The following is a 12,064-nucleotide window of genomic DNA, read 5'->3' as shown; positions in this document are numbered from 1 at the left end:
ATCATGTACCTAAGATTAGAATTGTTTATCCCAAACTTATTTGAAAGTTGCTCTAAGCTATATCCTTGTTTTCTAAGTTCATAGATCTGAACTTTATCCTCATAACTCAATTTCATAATAAAACACCCCAAAAGTTAGATTTTTTCTGTCTAACTTTTGGGGTGCAGTTCAGAGTTCTCTTGCTTTTTAGTATATGATTATTTAATCACTTGTTGCGTTTTAGCATAGTTAGCCTCTACCGCTTCTTTCTCAGATTTCCACCAGTCTTGGTTATCTGTGTACCACTTGATGGTCTCTTTGAGACCTGCTTCAAAGTTGGTAAACTCTGGTTTCCATCCTAGTTCATCACGAAGTTTGCTGGCATCGATGGCATAGCGCAGGTCGTGACCAGCTCGATCTGTCACGTGGTCATAAGCGTCAGCAGGTTGCCCCATTTCCTTGAGGATGAGTTCCAAGACTTCCTTATTATTCTTCTCACCATCCGCACCAATCAAGTAGGTTTCACCGATTTGACCCTTGGTCAGAATCGTCCAAACTCCTGATGAGTGGTCATTGGTATGGATCCAGTCACGGACATTCTTACCTTCACCGTAGAGTTTTGGCTTGATACCACTCAAAATATTGGTGATTTGGCGCGGAATGAACTTCTCGATATGCTGGTAAGGACCATAGTTGTTTGAACAGTTAGAAATAGTCGCTTTGACACCAAACGAGCGCACCCAAGCTTTGACAATCAAGTCTGAAGCTGCTTTAGTTGATGAGTAAGGCGAACTTGGATTGTACTTGGTTTCAGCAGTAAACTTCTCACCTGGGCCTTCTCCATGGCCAGGCAAGTCTTCACGCAGAGGCAGGTCCCCATAGACTTCGTCTGTTGAAACATGGTGGAAACGGAGGTCGTATTTACGAGCTGCTTCCAAGAGTGTATAAGTCCCGATGAAGTTAGTGTGGATAAAGGGGCTCGGATCATTGAGCGAGTTGTCATTATGGCTTTCTGCCGCATAGTGAACAATAGCATCTGCTTCAGCTGCCAGCTTATCTACCAAGGCTACATCAGCGATATCTCCAACAACCAACTCAACACGGTCGCCTAAAATTTCTTCAATATTGGCACGATTTCCCGCGTAAGTTAGCTTGTCCAGTACTGTCACATGGACATCTGGAAAGTTATTGTAAACATAGTGGACAAAGTTAGAACCGATAAAACCAGCTCCACCTGTCACGATAATTTTTTTGTATTCAGTCATAATATTTCCTTTTACAACTCGTCTTTCGTAAGTGGTTTGACATCCTTAAGCAGTGGATGATTCTTGTCTGCCTCTGAAACCTCAGCTTCCGCTAGGTTTTCCCACTCAATTCCCAAGTCTGGATCCGCATAGTTGACAAAGGCATATTTAGGCTTGAGTTCCAATGCCCAGTAGTCATTGACCAGATAACTATAAGAAACTGTATCTGATAGGACTTGGAATCCATTAGCCACGCCTCGAGGAACAAAAATTCCCTTGCTAGCATCAATTACTGTTTGATAGGTATTTCCGAAGGTTTCTCCCTCACGTAGGTCAACCCAAGAGCCCAGAACTTTTCCACCATCTGCTACAGATATATACTTGTCCCAAGGTTCTGCGTGCAGACCACGGAGAACATTTTTGCGTGAGAAGGATACATTGTTTTGCAATTTCCCTTCTGCAAAGAAAGACTCAGGAAAACCAAGTGGGAGCATTTTTTCCTTTTGGAAATTTTCTTTAAACCAGCCACGATTATCTCCATGAACGGGGATATCAAACTCCAGCATACCTGGAATAGCTTCAACCTTGCGTGCCGCAAGAGTCTTACCGAAAAAATTGTCTGTCATCTATACTTCTCCAATCAAACGGAGCAGGTATTGCCCGTATTCATTTTTCTTGAGAGGTTGTGCCAACTTCAGCACATCTTCACGGCTGATATAACCCATTCGATAGGCAATTTCTTCAAGATTAGCCACCTGAACATTTTGCATCCGTTGAACCGTTTCGATATACTGAGAAGCTTCTAGCAGGCTTTCATGGGTTCCCGTATCCAACCAAGCAAATCCTCGGCCCATCAGCTCAACAGAAAGGTCACCACGATCTAGGTAAACCTTGTTGATATCTGTGATTTCTAATTCTCCGCGAGGACTTGGTTTGATACTCTTGGCAATTTCGACAACATTGTTATCATAGAAATACAGACCGGTCACTGCATAGTTAGAGCGCGGCTGTTCTGGTTTTTCTTCGATGGAGATAGCATTCATATTTTCATCAAATTCTACAACACCAAAGCGTTCTGGATCCTTGACATGGTAGCCAAAGACAGTCGCACCTTTCTCTTTCTTGGATGCTTTTTGAAGCATTTTACTCAGACCTGGTCCATGATAGATATTGTCGCCCAAAATCAAGGCAACACTATCATCACCGATAAATTCTTCACCGATAAGAAAAGCCTGAGCAAGTCCATCGGGACTAGGTTGTTCGGCATAAGAAAGCTTGATTCCAAATTCAGAACCATCCAAGAGTAAGTCCTTAAAACGGGGCAAATCTTGAGGAGTTGAGATAATCAAAATATCTTTAATTCCAGCCAACATTAATGTCGACAAAGGATAATAAATCATAGGTTTGTCATAAACCGGCATCAGCTGTTTTGATGCAGCACGAGTCAAAGGATACAAACGTGTCCCCGAACCACCTGCGAGAATAATACCTTTCATAATAGGATAACCTTCCTTCGTTATTTTTCAGTTACTAAACTCTTCCTCTACCACATTCAGAGCCCGTTCAATCACCATATGCATATCGTAATATTTATAATCTGCTAAACGCCCACAGAAGATAACTTTATCATTCTTTGAAGCTTCCTCTTGGTACTTAGCAAACATAGCATTATTTTTCTCATCGTTGATTGGATAGTAAGGCTCGTCCCCACGCTTCCAGTCAGCTGGATATTCACGCGTGATAACGGTCGTTGGCTGCGTTCCATATTCAAAATGTTTGTGTTCGATAATACGAGTATAAGGAATTTCACGCTCTGTATAGTTCACTACAGCATTCCCTTGATGATTTTCCTCGTCCAAAATTTCATGCTCAAAGCGAAGGCTACGGTATTCTAACTCCCCGTGTTTGTAGTCAAAATACTGGTCGATCATTCCTGTGAAGACAACTTTTTCAGCTGATGCTTCTAACTCTTCACGGTGAGCAAAGAAATCAACGCCAAGCTCAACTTCAACGCCTTTAAGCATGTTTTCGATAATGACATTGTAACCACCAATAGGAATTCCTTGGTAACGGTCGTTAAAATAGTTATTATCAAAGGTTAAACGAACTGGTAGACGTTTAATGATAAATGGTGGGAGGTCTGTCGCAGAACGTCCCCATTGTTTTTCAGTATATCCCTTAATCAACTTTTCATAGATATCCGGACCAATCAACTTAATAGCTTGTTCTTCCAAGTTTTTAGGCTCAACATCTTTCATATGAGCCGTTTGTTCAGCTATCTTATCTTTCACTTCTTGAGGAGTCTTGGTTCCCCACATAGCATAGAAAGTATTCATGTTAAAAGGAAGATTGTAAAGACTGCCCTTGTAATTGGCTATAGGCGAGTTGATATAGTTGTTAAATTCAGCAAATTGATTTACATAATCCCAGACTTTTTTGTTTGAAGTATGGAAAATGTGGGCACCGTACTTGTGAACGTTGATACCTTCAACGTCCTCACAGTAGATATTACCACCAATATGATTACGCTTATCAATCACTTTTACTTTTTTCCCACGCTTGGTCGCTTCATAAGCAAAAATTGCTCCCGACAAACCAGCACCAACGATTAGATAGTCGTACATTTTGTTCTCCTTTTTATAATTTAACAATTCGATTGAAATAAGGAATTTTCATTAACATTCCGACAATAATAAAACTAACACATAAGGTAAATATAGCAAAAAGTAGATATGCTCCTACAAAACTAAAACCAAATAGTTTTTCCCACACTTTCATAATATAAGTGTGTATTATAAAGACACCCATAGTTTGGTTAGAAAGAAAAGTAATCCATTTGTTGTTATCTTGATTCAATGCAAGTGAGAATATGGTTAGAAAAATTCCTAAACTTACAACTTTTACAAATAGAAGATCATAAAAATATTCAGCAAAAAAATTATGGTAAGTGGTTCTTGCTAAGAAAAATAATATTAAAGGCGAAACCAGGAACAAAAGTACTACGATTATTTTCATCCATCTCTTAAACCTATTTTTGATAATATCTTTGTCAAATTGAGCTATAAAGCCACCTAAAAGATAATAGAAAAAACAAGTCCATAACCTAAAGGTTTGTATAACATATGTTTGTATTGGCATTTGAAGTACAATATTTGTTAACTCAAAAATCAAACCAACAACTAGCAATACAGATAGGATGTATAAATAACTTCTTTTTGAATTAAGGAATTTTTTCAAAACAGGCAAACATATATAAATAATTATGAGTGCACCAAAAAACCAAAACTGGAAGAAATACCCCTTTTGTATCAAAGAACCTACAATTTTTTTAATTGGATTAACTGTAAAATCTCGTTTAAAAAGCCAAATGATTACGGACCATGACGATACTGTTATTAGAATCCATTTTACTTTCTGCAGTATATAGGAATAGGTAATCTCTCTCTTTCCTAGCAATAAATAACCATTAACCATAAAAAATAAAGGGATAGAATAGGTTCCTAAGTAGTATAAATATGTCGAAAAATTCCATGAACCTGTCTCTTTAAATCCACCCATCGCTGTATGGAGTAGAACAACCCCAACACATGCAAGTACTTTTAGTAGATCTAAGTTAATATTTCGATATTTGCGCATTCTAATTTTTCCTAATTATTTGTTTTAATTCTTTCATATCTACCACTTTTAGAGATAGAATCGCAAAAAGGTAAATGATTCCACCAATCACAGCAAATGCTAAAACATTTATGGTTGGCGAAAAATGTATGACTGTTTTTGAAACTAGCAAGAGGCCATACATAATAGCTGATGCTAGAATAATCTTCATCATCGATCCGATAATCGGAACATCTTTTATATATTTGCGAGTAAAGAACAGTTGAATTGCCCAAACAAAGGCTTCAGTCAAGACCGAGACAATTGCAGCCCCCATATAACCAAGTTTGGGAAGAAACAACAAATTTAATCCCACACTGGTAATTGCGGGAACCGTTGTTGAAATCATAAATTCTTTATTTTTATTATGTGGTATTAAAATCTGGATTCCCATAATATTGGTCCAGCCGATAAAGAACATCCTAAAGATCATGATTGCTATCGCGAAACGTGCATCTTGAAAATCTTGACCAAGGAAAAATTGAACAAAATCGTCATTAACAATCAACATACCTGCCATAATCGGAAAAATAATCAAATTATAAACTAGGAATGAAATCTCATGCATCTTATTGACTTCTTCATGATTGTTTGTTGCTAATAAATTAGCAACTCGAGGCAACATGACGCTCCCCAATGACGTTACCAAGGTTAATAAAATATTCACCAATTTAAGTGCCTGATCATAGATTCCTACATCTTTTGTAGAGGCTAAAACTCCAAGCATCGTACGATCTAAAGTAACGTATAAAGAGATTGCTATCTGAGGAAGAAATAAAAAAATAATTGGTTTCAAATGGTACCTAGCGTATTCTAAATCAACATGGGGCTTACCAATAAACTCTCGGGCCGGCAACCACATACTTAATTGTCCCAATAGCTCAAATATTGTTAATAAGAACACATAAAGGTAAAGATCGTTAGTAGATTTGACAAACAGGAAAATCGAGATTACCCCAACGAGTTTTACCGTAATATTTCGAACAGTAATTTTACGAAAATCCTCTAACCCTTGAAAAAGCCAGGAAATATCTAAACCTTTAGAAACTAAACTCAATCCCAAAATATAGGCTACTGGATTTTGCATTGAAGGAAGGTTAAAGCAAAAAATACAGTATAAGGAGATTGAAAGGATTGTAGCACCTAATTGTAAAGAGTAGATACCCCAAAAGTTTTTATTAATCTCATTACGATGTCCAGAAATCACCTTAGTCCCATAGTTGGCGACACCTAAAGTAGCGAGCAATATAAAGTAAGTTACTATAGAACTATAATATCCATAATCACCTAACTCTTGAGAACTAAAGATTCTAGTAATATAGGGTGTAGTTATTATTGGGAGAACAACTACTAGTATCTGATATAACAAATTATAAACATAATTCTTTAAAATCTTCATCTTTAATTAACTTAGTCTTTCTAGGAGTGTTTATAAAGACAGTGCAATAAAACTTATTTAGAAAAGAGGAAATAGCACCTTGAAAGATTTATTAACAATCTACTTTTATAAATAAACTACTACTTATTAAATAATTTCTTCTGAATTCTTTGTAAGAATCCTGGTTCTTCTGTTGAAAAAACTGGAAACTCTTTTACAGTTAGTTGTTTCTTATGTACCCATACGTTAATTAAACGTTCGGCAACAAAACCAATCATACGAGTATTGTAACTATCATATCTTGAATAATCAATCTTCTTATCTAGTTCAAAAAGAATCGGAAATAACCAACTGCAATATTCATCCATCATTTCTCTAGACATTATAAACATATTATAACAGTATCCTGTTTTTTCTTTAGAAAACCAATTAAAAGCATCAAGGTAATCTTTATTGTTTTCTGAAATAATCTGTCTACACATTTCCCAAACTTTATGATCGTGATTCTTGTTAAAAAACTCTTCAGCAGTATACCCGTTATACTCGTTCATACCCTTTGATGGTAATATCACATCATAATCATTTAATTGTTTTAGAATATCATTCTTTGTTAAAATAGAATTCTGTTTAAAGAAACGCTTGTTTTTCCCAAAATAACGTCTATAATGGCATAAACCAACAATATCATCTTTAGAATTTTTCCAAATCCAATACAATCCTGTTAATTCACAAAATGTAAAGTTTCTATCAGAAATATTATTATCTCCCTGATTATCTCTTAAATAATTCTTTTCTCCAATATTCTTATTCGCGCCCACCAATATAGGGATATATAGGTCCTGGTCTTGAACTTGATTATAAGATTTATGTGTTGCGACGTATAGCTTCACTTCCATTACACTCCCTTAATATAAAACCTTAATTTCCTATAAAGACATTTAAATTTTAATAGAATAGGATTACTTGGCCAAACTCCAAAAAAAGTGTATATTACTGAATAATTTTTAGAGTATTTTTTCAATAACCATTGTATCGCATCAAAATAATTAAGGTTTAAAGATTTCCCATCTGACACATGCCATAACTCACTTGGAAAAACTAATACTGGCGAATTGATTAACTTCATCTGTAATGCATAGTCTGTTCCATATAAATGCCAGGTAGGACCGATTATACTAAATTGATTCGTACTAAAAACTTTTTTCGGAATAATAATCAAACACTCATCAATTGCATCAACTTCAACAGGGGTACTTATAGATTTACTAGCCGCCTTTGTTTTCGGGTCCCCATGAAAAATATTTGAAAAACTGACGACCTTTCCCTCAATATTCTTTACCCCCGCTACTCCTGCTACTCCAAATATGAAATTTCTACAATAAGATTCTAGTTTTGCTAACTCAAAGTCATCTTGAAAACTAATATCTTGATGAACAAAAAATAGATAATCACCTTTTGCTTGTTTGCCTCCAAAATTCAAAGCCTCAGCAGCAGAATTAAATCCATATTTATTAGAATCCACTATAATAAGTTCATAATTAACATCTTTTTGTCTAGATAAAGATGATTTAAGAATTGTATTTAACTTATCGTAATTATTCGATACGCATATAAGTGATATCATCTCCAATTCCCTCTCTTTCATCTAAAAACGTTCTCGCAATTAAAAACAAAAATGGATTGAACCACAGTAAAAATAATTGTGGGTCAATACAAGCTCTTACTGACCAAAAAATTAACACAATCAATAAAGTTTTATTTCGATTAATTATAACTTTTTTCATTATAATTGAATAGCTTATTAACGTAAGGAAAAAAATTATTGTTCCATAGCTTATAAGTATATTAATGTACGACGAATCTACATAAAAATAAGAATTCGCCGAAGTATCCCATTGAACATGAGTTCCAAATAATCTTAGAGGGTATCTCCTTAAACCTTCTTGACCGAATCTCAACCTTTGACTCAATAAGTCATTTATTAAAGATAATAAACTATTTCTACTATCAAATTTTACTGTCAGCCAATAAGTCATATATGCCATAATTGGATAAATAAGAGTAAGTAAATATTTCAGAAATTTAAAATTCATATTGATTGATATAAATCTTCTCGAAAACGATATCAAAAGAAGGATAAATACCATAATAAAAGTAAGACGGGTATCTGTGTATTTATAAATAACTATATTTAATAATACACAAATAAAAAGCTCTTTTATTGTCCAATATTTTTCACCTTTTAAATAAACATATTCCAGCAATATACTCAGGAAATAATTTGGAGTAAATGATGTGTAGTTAAAACCTAGTCCATACCGTGAGCGAATTACACCTCCTGAATATGTTAAGGTTAGCTCGTTTGGAATAATACCAAGTAAAGAGCTTACTACAACAGTTCCTACAACTCCAATTTGGCAGAACATTGTATTCCTTACCAAATGACGAAAATTAATATCCCTTGAAGAATATATAAGAGTCAAAGTATATGCCACAAAGGAGGCGTTACCATTATCATAACTTACAATAAAACTTATAAGAAGTATAATTGGAGTAATGATTATCGATTTTATTTTAGATTTACTTAACATAAATTTAAGTAACAGAAAAAACAATCCTACATACTCCCAAGTTTTTATTATTCCATAAGGATGTATAAAATCTTTATAAAAGGTCGAAGTAAACAGCCATGCTATTAGCCAAGGATAAAAAGCTAATCCAAAAAGAAACTCATTCAATTTCACATCAGTTTTAACTCTTGATGGATTCACTTTGACTCCCCCCTTTAATTTCACTAATACTCTTTAACATTACTAGAATTACTCCTTCATATATAATACTATAAAATCAGTAATATATGACCTGAACGACCAATACAACTTATGATATTTAAATAATTTAAAAAATATAAGTACATTCTTTTTCATAAATAATTCTCTTCGATTTTTTCCCCATAGAATGTAGTCATTCAAAACACTAATTTGTTCATTTGAAAGTGATAAATCATGTTGTTTACTAAATTTATCTAATCTCTGAAGCAAATTATCATAATAAATAACTTGCTCTTTTCTCCTTAGGAAACTTCTTTCTCTGCTACCAGTCGCATTGCTATCGTGTCTTCTAAAATCGATAGTAGAGTAGGAATAAATGTATAACCCATTAAGAAGCGAAGCTAGCCTCCATAACAAGGCATCATGTGCATCTTCATTACTTCGGATTTCTAAAAAATATGGAATAATCTTTTTGTTCACCGCATACACACACCCTGGCCTTCTAATATGAAAGAAGTTATCTAAAAAATTTGGTTGATACACTGCCTCACTATTATCCAAATCACTTTTATCCAATTTAATCTTGACACCATCACCAACATAAAAAGGTGTGTAGTTAGAGGCTAACAACAAAATCTTATCATTATTTTCCATAATCTTAGACATTTTTTGAATTTTATCCAAATGCCAAATATCATCTTGATCACATAGAAAAATAATATCTCCTTTCGCTTCCTCTAATAACATAGCAAAATTATTCTTCCATCCTTGATTCTCTTTATTTTTTTTTATAGACCAATTATCCAACTTATATTTAGCAATATAATCTTCAATTATTTGAACAGTATCATCTGTAGATGCATCATCACTAATCAAGACTTCCTCAGCAAGGCGTGTTTGATTTCTTAGAGTATCTAACTGTTCAACAATATATTCATCACCATTAAATGTTGATAATACAATTGATATATTCATTGTATTCTTACTCCCCAATCAACTTTTTATACTCATTCTCTAATTTTTTAGCCTCAATTCTGATATCATAGTTTGATTTTTGAGCTAGGTCAATATTTTCTCTAGATTTTTCCAATCTGTTTATATATGAAAAATCTTCAATAGCTTTTATCCAAGTACTTACGTTGTCAATTGGTAATTGTTGGATACTGTTTGTGAAGATGCACTCATCAGAAATTGTCTTTGAAAGAATAGATTGAATTCCATTAATTTGCCACTCAATAGCAACTAAAGGTAACCCCTCGTATAAACTCGGTAATAACATTATATCCATAGCAGAAATAAACGATTGCATATCCGAATACTGATTCAAAAAAACAATTGAATTTTCCAATTTTCGTTCTTTTACATATCTCTTAACATCATCTACCTTTTCCCCTTCACCGACCAAAAACAATTTTACATCCTTCTGCTTACATTTCATTTCATCCATTAAATCAAGAAGAAATATATGATTTTTTTGAATATTGAATCTGCCTACATGGCCTAATGCAAGTGTATTTTCTTTTAATGAATGCGTTGTTCGAAATACTCGGCGAAGATGAGGATTAAAACTATATTTTTCTACATCTCTGGCATTATGTATAACTTTAAATCGTTTGTCCTTAAAAAGCCATTCTCCTGCCATTTCACCACACGCCCAAGATTGAGTATATAACGTGTTAAAAAAAGGGCGTAGTATTCTATCTAATAGAATATGACTGCATGTTGTATTATGACTATGTGCTATTCTTACAGGAACTCCCATGATTTTTGCTATAGATAACTCAACTGACATAAGAGCACTACTTCCGTGAACATGCACAATATCATATTTTTCTGTTTTTAAGAGTTTAAGGAAATCTCTCATATATGCCAATATTGAAGATTTTTTTCTTTCAATTTCTACAACTTGAACACCTAATACTTTAAATTTCATTTTATCTTCTAACAACGGTTTGTTAGTGGCTAGAATTGTAACTTCAATTTCACTCAAATTCATGTACTCAAGGTACGAATATATAAATGTTCCAATCCCATCAGAAAACAAACCTCCTGTTGGAATATGCAAAATTTTCATTAAGCGTCTCCTTTTATACTCTTTATCATTATTACTCAACTAATTCTGCAATTAAATTTGAAAACTGTTTTACAAAGCGTTCGTTATTAGATTTAATTGTACTACTACTAGAAGGTATCAAATGTTCTCTAATCTCTTTAATATCTTCTATAACCACCAAATCATAGCCTTCTTGAACGATTCTCTTACAAAAATCTAACTGATGGTCATTCACATGTTCTCCAAATTTTTTTCTTCTCGGAACAACTACTGGTCTTTTCCCATTAGCAATAACATTCATAAATGTAGCAGGACCACCATGAGTAATAATTATATCCGCTTTTTCCATTAGGTTATTCATCTCATCATATGAAAGAAATCGTTCCCATCTGCAAAATCGAGGTTGGTAGTCTGAAAAACCAACTTGGATAAATACATCCGACGTAATAACGCCCTCTTCTTTCAATTCATCAATCTCTTTTATTAGTCTATTAAATTGTTGCTCATGCGTACCGACAGTTACAAAAATCATTAGAAAATTCCTCCCAAATTGATTGCCTTGGGATAGATTTTTTTCATTTCTTCCCATTGGACAATGAATCTATCTGTAACAGGGTACACTATTTTGCCAGTCGTTGTCGGAGCGTCTACACGATCAAATACTTCTATATAAACAGTTTTAGCACCAAAGATTTTACCTAAATAAAAGAACGGTATTGCAACTGCTGCCCCGGATGAAATGATAACATCTGGCCTTTCTTTATATAATATTCTTAAAGCAAGAAATGTATTTTTTATTAGATTTTTTATATTACGATTAGTCGGATAATAGCAATAATGACATTTTTCATTTGATAAAATACTTCGAGCATCTTCTTTATCAAAAGTAACCCACAGTCTATCTTTATTCTGCCAAAATGGTTTCAATAGATAGAGATGATTTAAATGCCCACCGCTAGATCCTACTAGACAAAGTTTTATCTCT

13 protein-coding genes and 1 pseudogene are annotated in these 12,064 nt (G+C 34.0%); all 14 read right to left on the bottom strand.

Features of this window, described 5'->3' with window-relative positions; all coding sequences use genetic code 11:
• Positions 1 to 116, bottom strand: a pseudogene (locus tag DF216_RS03335) (transposase); the annotation flags it as partial.
• Positions 117 to 197: 81 nt separating this feature from the next.
• Positions 198 to 1,244, bottom strand: a complete 1,047-nt coding sequence (gene rfbB / locus DF216_RS03330) for a dTDP-glucose 4,6-dehydratase (RefSeq protein WP_129325968.1) — start codon at positions 1,242 to 1,244, stop codon at positions 198 to 200.
• A gap of 11 nt (positions 1,245 to 1,255) precedes the next feature.
• Positions 1,256 to 1,849, bottom strand: coding sequence for a dTDP-4-dehydrorhamnose 3,5-epimerase family protein (locus DF216_RS03325; protein ID WP_129325967.1), 594 nt, complete (start codon positions 1,847 to 1,849; stop codon positions 1,256 to 1,258).
• Positions 1,850 to 2,719 carry a glucose-1-phosphate thymidylyltransferase RfbA gene (gene rfbA / locus DF216_RS03320; RefSeq protein WP_129325966.1) on the bottom strand — a complete coding sequence of 290 codons (870 nt, stop codon included), beginning with the start codon at positions 2,717 to 2,719 and terminating at the stop codon, positions 1,850 to 1,852.
• Positions 2,720 to 2,746: 27 nt separating this feature from the next.
• Positions 2,747 to 3,847 (bottom strand): UDP-galactopyranose mutase, encoded by a 1,101-nt coding sequence (gene glf / locus DF216_RS03315; RefSeq protein ID WP_129325965.1) that lies wholly within the window; start codon positions 3,845 to 3,847, stop codon positions 2,747 to 2,749.
• Positions 3,848 to 3,860: 13 nt separating this feature from the next.
• A complete protein-coding gene (locus tag DF216_RS03310; RefSeq protein ID WP_129325964.1) occupies positions 3,861 to 4,859 on the bottom strand; it encodes an acyltransferase in 999 nt (332 codons plus the stop codon).
• A 1-nt stretch (position 4,860) separates the two neighbouring features.
• A complete protein-coding gene (locus tag DF216_RS03305; protein WP_129325963.1) occupies positions 4,861 to 6,276 on the bottom strand; it encodes a flippase in 1,416 nt (471 codons plus the stop codon).
• A gap of 119 nt (positions 6,277 to 6,395) precedes the next feature.
• Entirely contained in the window at positions 6,396 to 7,151 is a 756-nt protein-coding gene (locus DF216_RS03300) for a DUF4422 domain-containing protein (RefSeq protein ID WP_000453238.1), read from the bottom strand.
• Positions 7,151 to 7,900 carry a glycosyltransferase family 2 protein gene (locus tag DF216_RS03295; RefSeq protein WP_129325962.1) on the bottom strand — a complete coding sequence of 250 codons (750 nt, stop codon included), beginning with the start codon at positions 7,898 to 7,900 and terminating at the stop codon, positions 7,151 to 7,153. The genes DF216_RS03300 and DF216_RS03295 overlap by 1 nt, the downstream gene beginning before the upstream one ends.
• Positions 7,851 to 9,050, bottom strand: a complete 1,200-nt coding sequence (locus DF216_RS03290; protein ID WP_129325961.1) for a hypothetical protein — start codon at positions 9,048 to 9,050, stop codon at positions 7,851 to 7,853. Before DF216_RS03290 ends, DF216_RS03295 begins: the two co-directional genes overlap by 50 nt.
• Before the next feature lie 24 nt (positions 9,051 to 9,074).
• Positions 9,075 to 10,001 carry a glycosyltransferase gene (locus DF216_RS03285; protein WP_129325960.1) on the bottom strand — a complete coding sequence of 309 codons (927 nt, stop codon included), beginning with the start codon at positions 9,999 to 10,001 and terminating at the stop codon, positions 9,075 to 9,077.
• 7 nt (positions 10,002 to 10,008) lie between these two features.
• Positions 10,009 to 11,100 (bottom strand): glycosyltransferase family 1 protein, encoded by a 1,092-nt coding sequence (locus DF216_RS03280; RefSeq protein WP_129325959.1) that lies wholly within the window; start codon positions 11,098 to 11,100, stop codon positions 10,009 to 10,011.
• Between the two features lie 31 nt (positions 11,101 to 11,131).
• Positions 11,132 to 11,611 carry a glycosyltransferase gene (locus tag DF216_RS03275; protein ID WP_129325958.1) on the bottom strand — a complete coding sequence of 160 codons (480 nt, stop codon included), beginning with the start codon at positions 11,609 to 11,611 and terminating at the stop codon, positions 11,132 to 11,134.
• Positions 11,611 to 12,060 carry a PssD/Cps14F family polysaccharide biosynthesis glycosyltransferase gene (gene pssD / locus DF216_RS03270; protein WP_129325972.1) on the bottom strand — a complete coding sequence of 150 codons (450 nt, stop codon included), beginning with the start codon at positions 12,058 to 12,060 and terminating at the stop codon, positions 11,611 to 11,613. The genes DF216_RS03275 and pssD overlap by 1 nt, the downstream gene beginning before the upstream one ends.
• Positions 12,061 to 12,064: the final 4 nt, after the last annotated feature.

The sequence above is a fragment of the Streptococcus oralis genome (assembly GCF_004127215.1).
In the GTDB taxonomy this organism is placed as follows: domain Bacteria; phylum Bacillota; class Bacilli; order Lactobacillales; family Streptococcaceae; genus Streptococcus; species Streptococcus oralis_BD.
This window is presented reverse-complemented; position numbering and strand designations above follow the sequence as displayed.